This is a genomic window from Streptomyces sp. NBC_00286 (assembly GCF_036173125.1).
GTDB lineage: Bacteria > Actinomycetota > Actinomycetes > Streptomycetales > Streptomycetaceae > Streptomyces.
Genome location: NZ_CP108054.1, coordinates 6,716,362 through 6,733,629, shown reverse-complemented (window position 1 = coordinate 6,733,629; position 17,268 = coordinate 6,716,362). Strand labels below are relative to the sequence as shown.

13 protein-coding genes are annotated in these 17,268 nt (G+C 70.8%); 3 read left to right on the top strand and 10 right to left on the bottom strand.

Annotated features, from left to right (window positions below; all coding sequences use genetic code 11):
* Positions 1 to 3: 3 nt before the first annotated feature.
* The 6 genes from OHT21_RS30660 to OHT21_RS30630 form a co-directional block, all read right to left on the bottom strand.
* Positions 4 to 678, bottom strand: coding sequence for an ABC transporter permease (locus OHT21_RS30660; RefSeq protein WP_328771508.1), 675 nt, complete (start codon positions 676 to 678; stop codon positions 4 to 6).
* A complete protein-coding gene (locus tag OHT21_RS30655; protein ID WP_328771507.1) occupies positions 675 to 1,418 on the bottom strand; it encodes an ABC transporter permease in 744 nt (247 codons plus the stop codon). The genes OHT21_RS30660 and OHT21_RS30655 overlap by 4 nt, the downstream gene beginning before the upstream one ends.
* On the bottom strand, positions 1,415 to 2,584 hold the full coding sequence (locus OHT21_RS30650; RefSeq protein ID WP_328771506.1) for an ABC transporter ATP-binding protein: 1,170 nt from the start codon (positions 2,582 to 2,584) through the stop codon (positions 1,415 to 1,417). The genes OHT21_RS30655 and OHT21_RS30650 overlap by 4 nt, the downstream gene beginning before the upstream one ends.
* Positions 2,585 to 4,038: 1,454 nt before the next feature.
* Positions 4,039 to 6,558, bottom strand: a complete 2,520-nt coding sequence (locus tag OHT21_RS30640) for an Hsp70 family protein (RefSeq protein WP_328771504.1) — start codon at positions 6,556 to 6,558, stop codon at positions 4,039 to 4,041.
* Positions 6,551 to 7,231, bottom strand: a complete 681-nt coding sequence (locus OHT21_RS30635; RefSeq protein WP_328771503.1) for a hypothetical protein — start codon at positions 7,229 to 7,231, stop codon at positions 6,551 to 6,553. Before OHT21_RS30635 ends, OHT21_RS30640 begins: the two co-directional genes overlap by 8 nt.
* 26 nt (positions 7,232 to 7,257) lie before the next feature.
* Positions 7,258 to 8,622: a hypothetical protein gene (locus OHT21_RS30630; protein WP_328771502.1), complete on the bottom strand. Its 1,365-nt coding sequence runs from the start codon at positions 8,620 to 8,622 to the stop codon at positions 7,258 to 7,260.
* A gap of 251 nt (positions 8,623 to 8,873) precedes the next feature.
* On the opposite strand from OHT21_RS30630, the gene OHT21_RS30625 reads away from it, so the two are divergent.
* The 3 genes from OHT21_RS30625 to OHT21_RS30615 all read left to right on the top strand — a co-directional run bounded on the left by OHT21_RS30625 (position 8,874) and on the right by OHT21_RS30615 (position 11,182).
* Positions 8,874 to 9,278 (top strand): VOC family protein, encoded by a 405-nt coding sequence (locus tag OHT21_RS30625; RefSeq protein ID WP_328771501.1) that lies wholly within the window; start codon positions 8,874 to 8,876, stop codon positions 9,276 to 9,278.
* A gap of 207 nt (positions 9,279 to 9,485) precedes the next feature.
* On the top strand, positions 9,486 to 10,469 hold the full coding sequence (locus tag OHT21_RS30620; protein WP_328771500.1) for a S1C family serine protease: 984 nt from the start codon (positions 9,486 to 9,488) through the stop codon (positions 10,467 to 10,469).
* A gap of 152 nt (positions 10,470 to 10,621) precedes the next feature.
* On the top strand, positions 10,622 to 11,182 hold the full coding sequence (locus OHT21_RS30615; protein WP_328771499.1) for an AMIN-like domain-containing (lipo)protein: 561 nt from the start codon (positions 10,622 to 10,624) through the stop codon (positions 11,180 to 11,182).
* Positions 11,183 to 11,271: 89 nt separating this feature from the next.
* Here the strand turns inward: OHT21_RS30615 and OHT21_RS30610 are convergent, their stop codons facing one another.
* The 4 genes from OHT21_RS30610 to OHT21_RS30595 all read right to left on the bottom strand — a co-directional run bounded on the left by OHT21_RS30610 (position 11,272) and on the right by OHT21_RS30595 (position 17,237).
* Positions 11,272 to 12,681, bottom strand: coding sequence for a Cys-Gln thioester bond-forming surface protein (locus tag OHT21_RS30610; RefSeq protein WP_328771498.1), 1,410 nt, complete (start codon positions 12,679 to 12,681; stop codon positions 11,272 to 11,274).
* Positions 12,682 to 13,035: 354 nt separating this feature from the next.
* On the bottom strand, positions 13,036 to 13,506 hold the full coding sequence (locus tag OHT21_RS30605) for a single-stranded DNA-binding protein (RefSeq protein WP_328771497.1): 471 nt from the start codon (positions 13,504 to 13,506) through the stop codon (positions 13,036 to 13,038).
* Positions 13,507 to 13,662: 156 nt separating this feature from the next.
* Positions 13,663 to 15,624 carry a YfjP family GTPase gene (locus OHT21_RS30600; RefSeq protein ID WP_328774281.1) on the bottom strand — a complete coding sequence of 654 codons (1,962 nt, stop codon included), beginning with the start codon at positions 15,622 to 15,624 and terminating at the stop codon, positions 13,663 to 13,665.
* A 5-nt stretch (positions 15,625 to 15,629) separates the two neighbouring features.
* The gene (locus OHT21_RS30595) at positions 15,630 to 17,237 is read right to left on the bottom strand and encodes a dynamin family protein (RefSeq protein ID WP_328771496.1); all 1,608 of its coding nucleotides are present in this window, start codon (positions 17,235 to 17,237) and stop codon (positions 15,630 to 15,632) included.
* Between the last annotated feature and the right edge of the window lie 31 nt (positions 17,238 to 17,268).

Sequence of the window (17,268 nt, the reverse complement as noted above, 5' to 3'; positions counted from 1 at the left end):
AGGTCAGGCCGTGCCGCGCCTGCGGACCCCCGGGGACACCGCCGTCCGGCCCGCCGCCCAGAACACCACGAGGACGAGCAGGGCGAGGGCCGCGGTGAGCGTGGCGCCACCGACGACCTTCTCGTAGTCCCGCTGGTAGAGGCCGTCCACGATGTACCGGCCGACGCCGCCCAGAGAGACGTACGCCGCGATCGTCGCCGTGGAGACGATCTGGATCGCCGCCGAACGCAGCCCGCTGAAGATCAGCGGCAGCGCGGCCGGCACCTCCACCTGGAACAGGATCTGCGACTGCGACATGCCCATTCCGCGGGCGGCGTCCACGGGCGAGGGATCCACGGTGCGCACCGCCTCGTAGGTGGTGATGAGGATCGGCGGGATCGCCAGCACCACCAGCGGGATCATCACGGGCAGCACGCTCAGCCCGAGCCACACGAACATCAGCACCAGCAGCCCGAACGTCGGCAGGGCGCGGGCCGACGCCGCCACGAACGCCATCGCGTTGCCGCCACGGCCGGTGTGCCCGGTGATCAGACCGATCGGCAGGCCGATGGCCGCGGCGATCGCGAGCGCGGCGGCGGAGTACTGGATGTGTTCCCACACGCGCTGCGGGATGCCGTCGTAGCCCTTCCACTGGGCGCTGTCGCTGAAGAAGGCTTCGATGAAGTTCAGTACGTTCACGAGACGCGCTCTCCTGCGCGGGCGGCGCCCGCCGTTGTGGACGGGTCCGGCGCCGTGGGGCCCGCGGCGGTACGCAGCGCCGTGCGCCTGGCCTTGCTGTCGGACGGCGGCAGCCAGGGGGTGAGGAGGCGGCGCGCGAGGACGAGCAGGGCGTCGACCAGCACGGCGAGTACGGCGGTGGTGACCACCGAGTTCAGGGCCAGGACGGGGCGCTGGTAGAGCAACGCGGTGGTCAGCAGATTGCCGAGCGCGCCCTGGTTGCCGATCAGCGCGCCGACGCTGACCAGGCTGATGCTGGAGGCCGCGGCCACCCGCAGTCCGGCGATGATCGCGGGTACGGCGATGGGCAGTTGGACCTGGAAATAGCGGCGTACGAGGCCGATGCCCATGGCCTGGGCGGCGGCGTTCGTCTCCTCGGGAACCGACCGGATGCCGTCGACGACCGAGGGGACGAGGACGACCAGGCTGTAGAGGCACAGCGGGATCATCACCGTGAGCTTGCTCAGCCCGGTGTAGTCGATGAGCACGACGAAGAAGGCCAGCGACGGGATCGCGTAGATCACCGTGGTGGTCCACAGCACCGGCGGGTAGAGCCAGCGGACGCGGACGCACAGCAGACCGATCGGCAGCGACAGCAGGAACCCGACCAGCACCGGGATCAGGGCCTCTTGCAAGTGCGTGGAGATCAGGCCGAGATAGCTGCTCTGGAGGTCGCTCGGGATGTCGAAGAAGCCGTTCATCGGGCCGCCTTCACCGGGGGCGGGTCCTGCGGGTAGTCCGTGCCCTGAGGCGATGTGGCGGCGTGCCGCTGCCTGGCGGCGCGGATCGCCGCGGCGATCGTCTCCTGACCGGCGATGCCCAGCACGCGTCCCGACCCGTCCACGGCGACCGCGTGACCGGTGGGCGAAAGGACCGCCCGGTCCAGGGCGACCCGCAGGGAGTCCCGGCCGATCTCGAAGCTCTGCCCGTACGGCGCCAGGGTCCTGGCCTCGCCGTTCCAGGCCATGGGGTCGGTCCAGCCGAGGGGCTTGTCGTCGATGTCGGTGACGAGAACCGGCTGGGCATCGGCGGGTTGAGCGCTCGTCGCCTGCGCGATCCGCCGCCGGTCGGCGTCGATCGGGAAGACCCGGGAACGGTCGAGTTCGAGGTCGCGCGTGGACAGGAACGACAGTCCGCGGATGCCCCGGTCGCCGCCCAGGAACTCCTCCACGAACTCGTCGGCGGGCGACGCCAACAGCTCGTCCGGCGCCGCGAACTGGGCGAGCCGGCCACCCTTGCGCAGTACGGCGATCCGGTCGCCGATCGTGATGGCCTCGTCCATGTCGTGCGTGACGAACACGATCGCCTTGCCGAGCTCACCCTGGATGCGCAGCAACTCCTCCTGCAACCCCCGGCGGACGACCGGGTCGACCGCCGAGAACGGCTCGTCCATCAGCAGGATCGGCGGGTCCGCGGCCAGCGCACGGGCCACGCCGACCCGCTGCTGCTGGCCGCCGGAAAGCTGGTACGGGTAGCGGCGGGCCATGTCCTTGTCGAGTCCGACGCGTTCCATCAGCTCGGCCGCGCGGGCGCGGGCGCGCTGCTTGGACCAGCCCAGCAGCCGGGGCACCGTGGCGATGTTGTCGAGGATGGTGCGGTGCTGGAAGAGGCCGGCGTTCTGGATGACGTAACCCATGGACCGGCGCAGGGCGTTGACCGGCTGACGCTGGACGTCCTCGCCGTTCACCCGGATCGTGCCGCTGCTGGGCTCGATCATGCGGTTGATCATGCGGAGTGTGGTGGTCTTGCCGCACCCCGAAGGCCCGACCAGCACGGTGATGGAGTGGTTCGGAATATCAAGGGACAGGCGATCGACGGCCACCGTGCCGTCGGCGTACCGCTTGCTGACCTCTTCGATGGCTATCAAGCGTCGAAACCCTTCGGGAACGGCATGGCCCGTACGTGGCGCGATCACGTGCCACAGAGGGTGCGAGTCTAGCCAGTCGGCGGCTGCCTGTGATCGGTCCGGGCCCTGTTCGTACCACTCTCCTCCGGGTCGCTACTCAGGTGTGATCACCACGGTTACCGTTCGGTTTCGGGTGGCGTCGTCGTACGGGGCGTCCTGCTGGTCCGCGCTGGTGGTGGTGAACGCGGTGAGAGGTTTGCCGCTGGCGGCGCTGAGTTCGCGTGCGGCCACGAGGGCACGCCACAGGGCTAGGACGGAGCCGCCGCTTCGGGGGGCGCCCGGGACGGTGGCGGCGTGGCCGTGGATTTCGATGCGGGCCTGGCGGTCGGTCAGGCGGTTGCCCAGGACGGTGAGTTGGCTGGCGCCGGTGGGGGTGAGCCGGTCGCCTTCGGCGAACAGGCCCTCGGTGAAGGCGACTTCGACGGAGTCTCCGTGTGCGACGGGGCGCAGGCCTGGGGCCCGTAGCGCTCGGGCCAGGGTGTCGGCCGCCCCGGATTTGCGGGCCTGCTCGCGTGCTCGCTGCCGCGCCAGCTCCGCCTCGCGATCGGCTGCGATGCGTTGGGCGATGCGTTCCGCCTGTTCTGTTTGGTCCGTCTGGTCCGTCTGGTCCATCTGGTCCGTCTGTGCGGCTGGTGCGGCGCTGTGTCGTGCCGGTTGGCGGTCGGTGGTGGCGTCGGTGAGCGCGACGGTTCCCGCCGTGATGGCGGCCACCGCGCACACCGCGGCGGCCAGGGCGGTACGGGTGCGGTGCCGGGCGAGCGCCGCCCGTGGGCCGGCGCGGCCGAGCCGTTCGATCCGGGCGAGACCGGCTGCCGCTGCCGGATCCTCCGGGTGCCGCTCCTGTATGCGATGCCAGTGTGCTGCCGCCTCCGTCAGCTCGCCGCGCTGGGCGTGCACGCGGGCCAACAGGTCGAGTACGTCCCGGTGGCCGCCTACGGCGGGATCGGCGGCAGACTTCAACAGCCGTAGCGCTTCGTCCAGTTCACCGGACCGGGCGGCCGTCTGAGCACGCGAGACGAGCAGCCCGACCCGTAGGGGGCTCACGGAAGGGGACGTATCGCCGGAGTCTGTGCGTCCGAAGTCTGTGAGTCCGGAGTCCGCCTGTCCGGAGCCCGTATGCCCGGAGTCCGCCTGTCCGGAGCCCGTATGCCCGGAGTTCGCCTGTCCGGAATCCGTATGCCCGGAGCCCGTATGCCCGGAGTTCGCCTGTCCGGAATCCGTATGCCCGGAGCCCGTATGCCCGGAGTTCGCCTGTCCGGAGTCCGTCTGTCCGGAGCCCGTATGCTCGGACGCGGTGCCTTCGGGCCCCGTTTCTCCGGGTGCGCTGTCTCCGGACGCCGTACGGCCGGACCGCGCACCGTCGGCCGCCGCGCCTCGGGATGTGGTGGTCACCGTCAACTCCTCGTCGCCGTCAGCTACTTAACCCCGCCGGTCTTCCGGTCCACCGCATTCGCGCGGCCCGGCGGCAGCAGTCGGCGCAGCCGCTCGTTGACCTCGGCGAGCGCCTCGCGGTCCCCCGCGGCGATGGCCCTGCGGCCCTGGAAGATCGCGGCGTCCGCCTGGGTCGGCGGGGACATCTCGTCGCGCGCCTCGACCAGTGCGGTGAACACCACGAACTCCCACTGGTCGCTGCGGCGCAGCAGTTCGACATGGAAAGCCGCGGCCTTCTCGATGAGCCGCTTCAGATCCGCCGGGGTGGCCTCGTCCCCCAGCGAACGGGCGCGGTCACGCAGCTTCTGCAGCTCCCGCCGGTCGGACGGTCCGCCGCCGACCTGCTCGAGGTTGCTCTCGCAGGTGCTCAGCAGATACCACAACTCCCGCTGCAACTCGGGAACTTGGATCGACTCCTCGATATCGTCGAGCTGGGCCTCCAGATCACGGATACGGCGGTCGCTGGTGACGGCCGCGCCCGTGTCCGTGGCCGCGGCGTCCACCTCCTTGCGCAACTGGGTGAGGGTGTTCTGCTCGGTGAGGTCCTCGAGTTCCGCCCGGGCCTGGTCCGCGTACGTCTCCTCGGCCTTGTCGTGCAGGTCGAGCGCCCGCTGCTCCAGGTCGTGCAGGCGGTCGACCAGCTCGGGATGCTGGGGCGGCAGCAGATCGGAGCGGTTGATCGTCGCCTCGAACTCCTGCTGCACCAGCGGGATGTAGGCGGTGACGAGGACTTCCCGGTTCGAGGCCTGGATCTCGAAGGTCACCTCGACCTCGCTCTCCGCGGGCAGGTCGATCCGGACGTCCCGGGGGCGGATCTCCAGCAGCCCGACCCGGGTGTTGCGGTCGGCGCGCCTGCGATCCCCCTCCAACAGGGGGATGCGGATGACGGCGTCGGGTTCGGAGCGGCGCAGCGGGATGGTCGTCCGGTACGTCTTCGTCACCATGGCGGGCAGCGCCGTGCCCTTGCGCAGCACCGGGTCGAATGTGCCGTCGGCCACCCCTATGCCGTTCGCCTTGCCGATGCCGAGGGTGCCGGTCAGCACCGCGTCGCCCGGTACGACGTCCGCGTGGACGATGGACAGGGTGTCCCCGGTCAGCTTCTGCCGGACGCCGGAGTCGTCCGTGAGCTCCACGGTGAAGCGGGACCTGGTGCCGGCGTCGATGGCCACCTCGGTGTAGAAGGCGCCGTCCGGGCTGAGTCCGGTGCGCGGCCCGCGGAAGGGCGGGTGCCCTTCCGGGTTGCTCAGGGTGACGGCGTACCGCGTCCAGTCCACCGTGCTGCCGCTGCCGAGCCGGCCGGAGACCGGGATTCCGGTGGTGTCGACGGACTGCGCGGGGTAGTTGAGGTCCACCGTGAACTCGCCCACCGCCGCCTGCCGTTGCTTCTTCGGCAGCCGTATGGAACGGGCGAAGACCGCGGCACCGCGCGCCACCACGGTCGTGGCGTCCTGGCTGTGGTCGAGCTGGATGCCGGGCCCTTCGACCGGGTCGGCCAGCAGATCGCGCAGCCCGGGGCTGAGCGTGGCCCCGCCGACCAGCAGCAGCCGGTCGATGTGGTCGGGGCGCAGCGAAGCCTGCGCCAGGGCGTCCTGGCAGAGCCGTACGGCGCGGACGTAGAACGGCATCGCCAGATCATCGAGGGCGCCCCGGGTCAGGGTGAACTCGAACGGTTCGGTGCCGCCGGTGCCGTCCTCCAGGTCGGCGTAGATGTCGACCGAGGTCTTACGGGACAGCTCGATCTTGGCGTTCTCCGCCGCCGCCTTGAGCCTGGCGAAGTTCTTGAGCCAGCGCCGCTGGTTGCTCCGGGTGAAATCGGCGAGCCCGAGGTCGCGTTGCACGGCCGGGACCAGCAGGTCGTCGACCACGGCCCAGTCGATGAGCTTCCCGCCGAGACCCGGGTCACCCGCGTGCTGGATCAGCTGCAGCTCGCCGTCGCGCTTGCTCATCACGGCCGCGTCGAAGGTGCCGCCGCCGAAGTCGAACACCATCCAGCGGGCAGAGCCCGAGGCATCCTGCACTCCGTACGCGATCGCCGCGGCGGTCGGCTCCTGCACCAGCGGGCACTGCTCGCCGAGCCCGGCCAGGGCCGCCGCGGCGGACGTGGCGTTGTTCTGGTGCATCGCGAAGGAGGCGGGGACGGTGATCACCGCCGCCTCCAGCTCGTACTCGAACTTGTGCGCCGCGTCCTGGCGCAGCGACTTGAGCACCTCGGCGGAAAGCTGCTCGGGCGTGAGCGAGACTCCGGCGCGGTCGAACTTGCGGTGGGCGCCCGCGGCCCCCATCTCCAGCTTGAACTCCGCGTAGGCGTTCTCCGGGTCGTCCTCCGCACGATCCCGGGCCCGCCTGCCCACGTGGACGACGCCCTCTTTGGGCATCCACACGGCGGACGGTGTGCAGTCCCAGCCCTCGGTGTTCTTGATGACCCGTACGCCGTCGTCCTCCGCCACCGCGATGGCGCTGTTGGTGGTGCCGAGGTCGATGCCGAAATCGATGGTTTCACGCACTGCCGTGGCCTCCTTGGTCGCCTGCGCTGCGGTCGCCGGGGTGCTGGTCGCCTGCGGGGACCGTTCCGGGCGGGGTGTCTCCGGGCGGGGCGTCTCCGGGCGGGGTGTCAGGGGACGCGGTGTCTTCGGAGGCGGGTCTGCCGACGATGACCTGGCCCATCTGGATCCGTTCGCCGCGGAAGTACACGGACGGCCGTACGGTCTCCAGCACCACTTCGCGGGTCAGTCCCGGCTGCTCCTCGAACACCAGGACCTCCAGGGACAGTCCGGAGTCGAAGGGCGCGCCGTCGTGGTCCTGGATCTCAAGGCCGTCGTCCGCGAGTGCCTGACGGCTCGCATGGATCTGTCGGCGCACCTGCCGCAGTTCGGCCGCCGAGAGCGGTCCCGCCCCCTGGTCGAGCTTGCGCAGGGCGCGCCAGATACCGAGGGCGGCACCGAGCAGAGCGTCGGATCCGGCGCCGTCCGGGGTGCTTGGGGTGCCCTGGGTGGGCTGGGTGCGCGCGGCCTGCTCCGCGAGGGTCTCGGCGGCTTCGACCTCGGCGAGTACGGTCGCCGCCCAGTCGGCCTGGGCCGGGCCCAGGAAGGGCGGGGGTACGCGGAACTCGGGCGGGTGCTTCAACTGCCCGAGTGCGGTGCGCAGTTCACGTACCCGGTGGCGGGAGCGAGGGCTCATCTCTGTCTCCTTCTGCGGCACGTGATTCACCCCTGGAAAAGGCTCACGGAAAGGATCACGATCGCGGGCACGGCGGCGACCGCCGCGGCAGGCCCCCAGATGATCCAGAGCGTGCCGAGCACGGCGAGCGCGACGATGGCGACAGCGAACCGCTTCTTGCGGAGCGGTTTGGCGACCGCCGGCTGCCTGGAGCGCCGGGACGACTTGGCGACCGCCGGTTGCCTGGAGCGCGGGGACGACCTGGCGACCGCCGGCTGCCTGGAGCGCGGGGACAACGTGGCGACCGGCCGCTGCCCGGAGCGCCCGAACTGCGCGCGGATCACGTCCCGGTTCGCTTTGAAGCCCGCTGCGTCGCGCTCCGGTGCGATCTCGTACGCCTTCTCCGCGAGCGTGACCACCGTCTTGCGCTGTGCGGCACTCGGTGATTCCAATTGCCTGTGGAGCGCGACCGCCAGATTGTTCAGCGCGAGGGCGACACCGCGCGCGGTCTCCTCGTACCGCCACTCCGGGATGAACGCCCGGAACGGCTCCAGCCCCTGGAGCTCGGGAAGGACCTTCTCGTTCATGATGTCGACGGCGTCCCAGTACATCTGGGCGTTCTTCTTGTCCATCGCGGACAGCTGGCCCTCGCGGATCTTCGCGATCGCCGCCTCCACCCTCTCCTCGAACACCTCGGGGAGCAGCTCCGCGAAGGGTGCGTGCTCCGCCCAGCCCGCGCACACCCGGGCCAGCCGTGGCCTGAGGCCAGGGGCATCGGCGAGTTCCGTGAAGGGGGACGCGATCAGCCGGGGAAGCCCGTCCAGGAAGTCGTACGCCGAGTGCTCGGTGAGTCTCGGGTCGTCAAGTGCCTTGATCCGGTGGGCGATATGCCGCCGGAACTCCCGGCCCTCCAGCAACTCGGCCCAGTGCACCGCGGCGCCACTCCACTGCCGGTCCCGCTCGTCCGTGGTGGCCTCGACCCGGCCGGCCTCCGCCTCCAGCACCAGCGCGTGGAAACGCACCGCCGTGTCATGGCCCTGGTGCACCGCCGCCGGGCAGCCACATCCGAAGTCCGTGTCCCCCCACCGCCACAGCAGCTCGTCCACCAGCCGCCGCCGCGGGTCCTGGAACTCCTCGAACGCGGTACGGACCTCATCCTTACGGTGCCCTCCCACCAGGGGCGAGTCCGCGTCCCCCGGCCAGGTCTCCTCGACCGCGAGGCGGGCCTCCAGACGCTGCCGGTGACTGCGTACCGTACGGCCCTGTGCGTCGGCCGGCAGCCCGGTGACGGCGAAGATGTTCCTGCGGTAGAGCCGCATCCCGGCCAGGTCCGCGAAGCGGGACAGCTCGCTGGTGCCGCGTACGGCGACGTCCGGCTGCCGCGCCCCGCCGCCTGCCATGTCCTCGCCCATACGTCCCCTCCGCCTCGAGCCGGTCATATGCGGTGTCGTGTGCGGTGCTATGCCCCTGCCACCTCCGCTCTCTCCCGCGGCTCTCGCGCCCGTCTCCCGGGTACTGGGGACTGCGTAAGCGCCTGACCATGGAAGGGAGTTGGAATCCGGATGGACACAGGACGGTTGTACCGCCGGTGCTCCGGGACCCCTCCCGGAGCGGCAGGCTGGAGGCAGCCCCTGGCCACGTTCGAGAACTCCGAGGAGCCGAAATGCCCGACGAACCCGCCGTACGCGAACTCCGCCTGGTGGTCACGGCAGCCGACTACGACGCGGCGCTGCACTTCTACCGCGACGTCCTCGGCCTGACCGAGCGCGGCGCGTTCTCCTCTCCCGGCGGAAGGGTCACCATCCTCGACGCCGGCCGGGCCACGCTGGAGCTGACGGATCCGAACCACGCCGCCTTCATCGACGACGTCGAGGTCGGGCAGCGGGTCGCCGGCCACATCCGGGTCGCCTTCCAGGTCGACGACTCCGCCACCACCACGTCACGGCTGGCCGCCGCCGGAGCCCAGGTACTCGCCGAACCGACCCGCACCCCCTGGAACTCCCTGAACTCCCGACTCGAGGCCCCAGCCGCGCTTCAGCTGACCCTCTTCACTGAGCTTGACGAGTAGCCGGTGGGGCGGCTGCGGCTGCGCGACTTCGTCGGGGCTGCGGCTTCCTCGCGGCTGCGGCTGCGGCTGGGCAGCCCCAGGCTCACGCCCACGGCCACACCACCGACCACCGCCGTCCGCTCCGCCTACAGCGAAGTCCGGCCCAATAGCACGCGCAAGATTGTAATCATGTAATTCGAACCTTGGGCAAGCCGAAAGGGTCGACTCGTGGCCGAGACAGTCTCCGAGCCCGACCGCTCCCGCGGGGAGCAGGCCGCGCTCGACACGTACTCCCAGGTCGTCGTCTCGGTCGCCGCCGAGCTCACTCCGAAGGTGGCGGCCCTGAACGTCGCGCACCGGCGCTACAGAGGGCGGTTCGTGATGGGCACCGGCTCCGCGGTGGTGTTCACGGACGACGGTTTCCTGCTCACCAACGCCCATGTCGTCGGGCACTCCGACGCCGGTACGGCCTCTTTCGCCGACGGTACGACCACCCCCTTCCATGTCATCGGCGCCGACCCGCTGTCCGACCTCGCGGTGGTCCGAGCCGACGGGCCGACCCCGCCGCCGGCCCGGCTCGGCGAGGCCAACGCACTGCGCGTGGGCCAGCTGGTGGTCGCGGTCGGCAACCCGCTCGGTCTGGCCGGCAGCGTCACCGCGGGCGTCGTCAGCGCCCTGGGACGGTCGCTGCCGGCGAGCACCGGCTCCGCGACGCGCGTCATAGACGATGTCGTCCAGACCGACGCCGCCCTCTATCCCGGCAGCTCGGGCGGCGCCCTCGCCACCGCCGACGGCAAGGTCGTCGGCATCAACACCGCCATCGCCGAGATAGGCCTCGGCCTCGCGATCCCGGTGAACGACACCAGCCGGCGCATCGTCGCCGCCCTACTCGCCGACGGCCGGGTCCGCCGCGCCTACCTCGGCCTCGCCGGTACGCCCGCACCGCTGCCGCCCCCGCTTCAAGCGCGGTTGGACCAGCGCACCGGCCTGCGCATCATCGAGGTCGTACCCGCCTCGCCCGCCGCCCGCGCCGGACTGCGCACCGGCGACCTGCTGCTCACCGCTCACGACGAGCCGGTCAGCAGCGCACAGACCCTGCAGCGGCTGATGCTCGAGGACGCCATCGGACAGCCACTCGCCCTGACCGCCCTGCGCGGCGACGCCCTCGTGGACGTCATCGCGATACCGGCGGAGCTGGCCGCGGAGGACTGATCGGTCCGGTGTTACGTCCGGAAATCCTGGCCCCGGGAATCCAGGCCCGGAAAATCCGGCGAATCGCACCACAAGTGATGCAACCGTACGGCTCGTCCGGATGTCACACATAATGAAATCGCTGCCCCTCACCAGGAGAAATCGGGGGCGTCATGCAACACCATCCATCCCGCGCGGCCATCGCCGCAGGCATCCTTCTCACCGCCGCAGTCGGCACCACGATTCCCGCTTCGGCCTCGGCCTCTGGCTCGGCCTCAGCCCCTGCCTCCGCTTCCGCACAGGCGGAGGCGGAGGCGTCCCAGCAGGCCCCCACAATGGCACTCGTCGTCAACGCCCGCTGGGGCGGGCACTGTTCGTTCGACCGGATCGTCATCGACGTCCGGGGCACCATGCCCCCGGTCACCGTGAAACCGGTCAGGGAGCTGCGCTACGACGGAACCGGAGCCAAGGTCCCGCTCGCCGGCAAGCACTTCCTGGAGATCAAGCTCTCCCCCGCCGCCGCGCACAACGAGGCCGGCCGGTCGGTCTACCGGGGCCCCAAGCTCCTGAAGATCCACCTGCCCAAACTCAAGGGCCTCGCCCTGACCGGCGACTTCGAGGGCACGGTCTCGTTCGGAGCCGCGTTCCACACCAAGCCCACGTACAAGACCTTCAAAATGCACTCCCCGGAGCGCTTCGTCGTCGACATCAGTCACCCCAACCGGTGCCGCTGACGCATACGGCCCCTCACTGTGCAGTTGACAAGGTGCGGTCATTCATCGCTCGGTCCCGAGGCACCAGGAGGCATTCAGTCACGCGTCACTTAGCCCTGAGGCTTCTTCTTGTGGACGAGGAGCAGCGCGGTGCTGCCGATCGCGAGCAGACCGATCGCGATCTCGACCATCATCGTGGTGGCGCTGGAGCCGCCGGTCTCGGCGAGGTCGGTGCCTCCGGTGGAGGTGCCGCCCACCGTGGCCGGGCTCGGTTCGCTCAGCGTCTGTGTGGTCTCACCGCCCGCGCTGCTGCTCTGCGTCTGACAGTCGAGGACGCCCTTGAACCGCTTCTCGTAGCCGTTCGGCCCCCTGATCGTGAAGTCGTACGCCTGGTCCTCCTGGAGCGGAATTGTCACGGTCTGCGACGCGCCCGCCTCGATGGTGTGCTCGGCCCCCATCAGCTCGAAGGTGAACGGCTCGTCCCCGGCGTTGGCCGCCGTGATGTCCACGGCTCCCTTCGCGCAGTTCTTCTCGGCCGAGAGCGCGGGTATCGCGCCCGTCTCGGCCCAGTTCGCGGTCGCCGTCGCGGAGACCGTCGACTCGCTGGAACCCGCGAGGATCTGCGTCTGGCTTCTGTTCTCGGAGGCGAAGGCCCGGCCGACCGGCACCGTGGTCGAGCCCTGCACCGTCAGCGCGGCCGAGCCGTCCGCGGCACCCTCGGGCACGTCGAAGAACAGCTGACTGCCGTGGGTCGCGGAGGTGACGGCCCGACCTTCCTTGTCGACGACCTTCACCCCGCTCGTCGCGTCGGCGGGCGGCGTCACCCGCACGCTCTCCGCGTTGGTGTGGACCGTGACGGGGCCGAGCAGCTCACCGGCACGTCCGGAGACCTCCGGCGGCCCCAGAGTCAGCGAGGCCTCGGGCTCGGCGACGTTCCGCGCGCTCCTGTGCAGGTAGTCGGCGAGCTTTGCCGCCTTCGGGTTCACCGCGTCCACGTCGGCACCGTCCGAGTACCGCCAGATCGCCACCTGCGTCCCGACCGCCGCGTCCTCTTCGGTGAGGCCGCTGGCGCCGGCCCGCTCGGCCAGCGCCGAGAGGTCGTTCACCTGCGGGTAGGAGTTCTGCAGGATCCAGCGGATCTTGCCCGCGTCCGGGTTGCCGCTCAGCGACGTGCCACTCCAGGGCGTCTCCTGGTACTTGGCGGACATCTGCGTCGGGTGGTCCATGTCGACGCAGTAGGTCTGCAGAGTGCCGCCGTTGTCGACGGACATCTCGAACAGCCCCGCGGGCACGTGCCGGTCCTCGCCGTTGTCGTGGATGACGGCGAGCCCGGACGTCTTCAGACCGCCGATGGTGGCGGTCGCGCCGCCCCGGCTCTGCGGGACCTCGTCGGCGGCAGCAACAGCCGTACCGGCCGTGGTCATCGCGCTCACCACGACAAGCCCGGACATCAGCGTCGCCGCCGCGAGGCGGGCAGCACCTCGCCCGCGTACGGACAACGCAGAGAACGAAGCAAGCACAGAATTCCCTTTCGAGCAGGACCCGTTGACGTGGGGGGTTACGGTCCCACCAGCAGAATCAGAAGCCTCGAGAGCTATGCCCGGCATCCTAGGTACGAGGCGCACCACGCTCCCCAGGCATCCCATCGGATAACCGATCCGACTCGGAATTGTTATCGCCAAGATCGCATCCGAATCGAGGTTGTCGACAAATCTACGACGGATTGTTCGGGATGTATTGCCGATAAGCCGCACTTCGATCGGCGCAGGTCAGTCGGCGAAGCCGACGGCCGATGCCAGCGCCTGCCCCACCCCCATGCCACCCCGCCTCACCCCGTGTCACCCCGCGCCACTTGACGAGACCGACGCCGGACGTCACGTCACCAAGGCTGGCTCCGCCTGCTGTTGGGCTGCGACCCCCGGCCGGCCTCCGGGCTCCGTCTCCCAACTGGGCTCCGGCCGGGGCGGCGCGGCCGATGCCAACTCCCCCTTGTTCGCCCGCCGGAACGCCGCGGTGCCGCGCGACAGATCGTGGCCGACCGCGGTCGCCTCGATGTCGGCGTACGTCCATGCCTTGCCGTCGCGTTGATCGGTGCGGACCTTCAACCTGCCCTGAACCACCACCGGATCGCCCAGCGTCACGGACGCTTGCACATTGGTCGCGAGCGAGCGCTTGGCCCATACCGTGAAGAAGTTGGTGTGCCCGTCCGTCCACGCGTTTTTCTCGCGGTCCCAGTACCGCTGTGTCACCGCCAGCCGGAACCGCGCCGACGCCCCCGCCGCCGTATCCCGGTACACCGGCTGCGTTGCGACGTTCCCCACCGCACAAACCGTCATCTCATTCATGGCCGAAACCCTCCCGTGTCCACACGCCGACGGGCCCGTCCCGTACGGCTGCGTCTGTCGCGACGATCGCGCTGTGATCGCCGCGGTCCCAGACTGCCTCCGCCGGCCCGAGCCCGCTGAGAGCTGTGGGCTACCGCCCGGTTGTGGACAACTCCGTCACCCGATCGTGGTTCCGACCCCCGTGACCCGCACGTATTGCTCCCGTACCTCCCGATATCGCAGCAGCTCCGCCGCCACCGGATCCAGCACCCGCGTCCTGCCGCAGGCCGCTGCCGCCTCCCGCAATCGCCGTTCCGCCTCGTCCCCGTACCGTCGCGCCGGCCCGCGGACCGCCAGCTTGCAGGCCCACTCGATGCCCGGTCCGCCGACGATGCCGATCACCATCAGCAGCACCGGCACCCCGAGGTTCGGTGACATGAATCCGATGACCTGCCCCAACAGCCAGAGTCCACCGATGACTTGAAGGATCGTCATGGACGCCTGCGCCAGCACGGCCAGCGGCCACCAGCCGGGCCGCGGCGGTCGTCCGGCGGGATTCCCGGCCGCTGCCGCCAGCTCGTCCAGCGCCTCGGGCAGCCCCTGCGACCCACGTACGGCCGCCTCGCGCACCGCCTGCGCCCAGGGCCCCGGCAGTCCGCCGGACGCCTGCTCGGCCACCGTACGCACCGCCTGCTCCACCCGCTGGCGGGCGGCGGCCTCCTCCTCGGCGTACGTCCGTACGGCCTGGCGCCCGGTCGGCGGTTCACGCAGGTCCTGGTACCAGCGCCACAGCCGCAGCCAGGGCGTACCGCAGGCGCGGTTCGCGTGACGGCTCCAGGCGCGCTCGGCGGCCTCTCCGGCGGCCGTGGCGCCCACCGCGTCCGCGAGCCGGTCGGCGAACTCGTCGCGCGCCTCCTCGCTGAGCCCGGCCCACTGCCCGTTCGCGTAGACGGGCCACAGCCGAGCCGCCGCCGAGTCCAGGTCGGCGGAGATCCGGCGGGCCGCGGCGCCCCGCTCCGCCACGAAGTGGCCGAGCGCCTCGCGGAGTTCGCCGATGCCCTTGCCGGTGAGGGCGGACACGGCGAGCACGTTCGCGCCCGGTTCGCCGTATTCGCCGAGCGCGATCCCGTCCTCGTCGAGCAGCCGCCTGAGGTCGTCGAGGACCAGATCGGCGGCCTCCCCGGGGAGCCGGTCGATCTGATTGAGCACTACGAAGGTGACCTCCGCGTGGCCGGCCATGGGCCGCAGATAACGCTCATGGAGGACGGCATCGGCGTACTTCTCCGGGTCGACGACCCAGATGACGGCGTCGACGAGCCCCAGGATGCGGTCGACCTGCTCTCGGTGCTGGACGGCCGCGGAGTCGTGGTCGGGCAGGTCGACGAGGACGAGACCGCGCAGTTGCGCCTCGGCCTCGGGGCTCTGCAACGGGCGCCGCCTCAGCCGCCCCGGGATGCCGAGCCGGTCGATGAGCGTCGCGGCTCCGTCGCTCCAACTGCACGCGATGGGCGCGGCGGTGGTCGGCCTGCGTACGCCGGTCTCTGAAATGGCCACTCCGGCGAGCGCGTTGAAGAGCTGCGACTTGCCGCTGCCGGTGGCCCCGGCGATGGCGACGACGGTGTGCTGTCCGGAGAGCCTGCGCCGTGCCGCCGCCGCGTCGAGGACCCGCCCCGCTTCGGCGAGCGTCTTGCTGTCGAGCCGGGTCCGGGACAGGCCGACCAGTTCACGCAGTGCGTCGAGACGGGACCGTAGCGTCCTGTCGTACGAGAGAGGAGTCACAGGAGGCGTCCAGGGCTCCGCGACTGGCTCCCGTACGACCTGTCCGTGTCCCTGCGCCTCGTCCGCCGCCGACACGCGTCGTGCGATCAGCCCGTCGTCCCAGAAGCCTTCGGAGTCTGCGGCGGTGTCTGTGTCTACGCCCGGGTCCCTGCCCGCCTCCATGTCCGCGTCGGTGGAATTCACGACCTCCAGGAGGGCGGTTTCCTCGGCGTCGTCCACGCGCGCGTGCCCACCGTCCCTGTGGCCACCGTCCCTGTGGCCCTCGTCCCCATGCCCCTCGTTCCCTTGCCTTTCGCCCCCGTGCCCCTCGTCGTCTCCGGGGTGGTCGGAGTGATCCCTGTGATCCGTGGCGGCGGTCACCGTGGTCACCTCTCCTTCTGCAGTACGGACAGCGCGGCGATGAGTTCGGACTGGGGTTCCGGGCGTACGTCGAGGGCGTCGAGCGGGGCGAGCCGCCGCTCTCGTTCGGCGTGCAGCGTCTTGTCGAGGTAGTCGGTGAGCAATCGCCCGGCCCGGTCACGCAGCCGCAGAGCGCCGTGCGCGCCGATCCGCTCGGCGAGGTTCTCGCCCGCGGACCGCGCCCGGCGACCGCCCAGGAGCGAGGTGGCGACCAGCGCGGCCACCACCTCGGCGTCGGGCGCGATGCTCTTGCCGAGGTGGCGTACCTCGTCCTCGGCGTACTCCTCGACGACCCGCCGCCAACGCCGTACGGCCAGCCCGATCCGGTGCTCGGCGTCTTCCGGGCCCGGGTCCCGGTTCATCAGGCCGGGGGCTTTCGCGGCGGGTTCGCGGCGCCAGGCCTCGTCGATGCGCTCGTCGGCGGCGGCGACGGCGCACAGCAGGAGGGCGGCGAGGCTCTCCACCAGCGCGTCGAGCAGTTCGCCGGCGGTGCAGTCCAGTGGGTAGCTGCGCCACCGCTTCAACGCGTCGCCGGCGAGCACCGCGCCGGCCTGCAAACGACCCCGCACGCGCGCGTGCTCGCTGTTGTACGCCCCGTCGACGGCCGCGGTGAGCCGCAGCGCGGCGGCGTACTGCGCGGCCGAGGCACTGGCCAGTTCGGGCATCCGCGCCTTCAGCGAGTCGAGCACTCCGTACGCCGTACGCGCCATCACCTGGTGCCGGGCTCCGGGGTCCTGCACCTGATGGACGAGCCAGGTCCGTAGCGGCGCGACGGCGGTGGCCGGAAGCAGCCCCCCGCCCCACGCGGACTCGGGCAGCTCCGGCACGGTGAAGCGGGGCACGTCGCCGAGTCCCGCCTTGGTGAGCAGGGCGCCGTACTGCCGCGACACCTCGGAGACCACCTGGTGCGGGACGCGGTCCAGGACGGTGACGAGCGTGGCGTCATGTTCCTTGGCGGTACGCAGCAGATGCCAGGGCACGGCGTCGGCGTACCGCGCGGCCGTGGTGACCATGATCCATACGTCGGCGGCGCAGATCAGCTCAGCGGCGAGGACGCGGTTGTCGGCCACCAGGGAGTCGACGTCGGGCGCGTCGAGGAGGGCGAGACCCCGCGGGAGGGTGTCGGCGGTTTCGATACGCAGCACGCGCGCGCGTGGACCGTCCGGCTGCAGGAGGTCGCCCTTGGGGTCCGGTGGCCGCCTCCATACGCGTGTGAGGTCGGGCAGTACGCGCATCCCGCTGAACCAGTGGTGGTCCTCCGGGTGGCACACCAGCACCGGAGTGCGGGTCGTGGGCCGCAGCACTCCGGCCTCGCTGATGCGACGGCCCACAAGGGAGTTGACGAGTGTCGACTTTCCGGCTCCGGTGGATCCCCCCACGACGGCCAGCAATGGCGCTTCGGGTTCCCTCAACCGGGGCACCAAGTAGTCGTCGAGTTGTGCGAGCAGTTCGTCGCGATTGGCACGCGCGCGTGGGGCCCCCGCCAGGGGCAGCGGGAAGCGTGCGGCGGCGACACGGTCGCGCAGGGCGGAAAGTGCGTCGAGCAGCTGAGGCCGTACGTCCAAGGTCACCACATGCGAAGAATGCCCAATTTTGGAGGCTTTC

Bases quoted from the DNA above. Each gene is read 5' to 3' on its own strand.
- OHT21_RS30635 (WP_328771503.1), bottom strand. From the start codon at position 7,231: ATGAGCCCTCGCTCCCGCCACCGGGTACGTGAACTGCGCACCGCACTC.
- OHT21_RS30605 (WP_328771497.1), bottom strand. From the start codon at position 13,506: ATGAATGAGATGACGGTTTGTGCGGTGGGGAACGTCGCAACGCAGCCG.
- OHT21_RS30655 (WP_328771507.1), bottom strand. From the start codon at position 1,418: ATGAACGGCTTCTTCGACATCCCGAGCGACCTCCAGAGCAGCTATCTC.
- OHT21_RS30625 (WP_328771501.1), top strand. From the start codon at position 8,874: ATGCCCGACGAACCCGCCGTACGCGAACTCCGCCTGGTGGTCACGGCA.
- OHT21_RS30615 (WP_328771499.1), top strand. From the start codon at position 10,622: ATGCAACACCATCCATCCCGCGCGGCCATCGCCGCAGGCATCCTTCTC.
- OHT21_RS30630 (WP_328771502.1), bottom strand. From the start codon at position 8,622: ATGGGCGAGGACATGGCAGGCGGCGGGGCGCGGCAGCCGGACGTCGCC.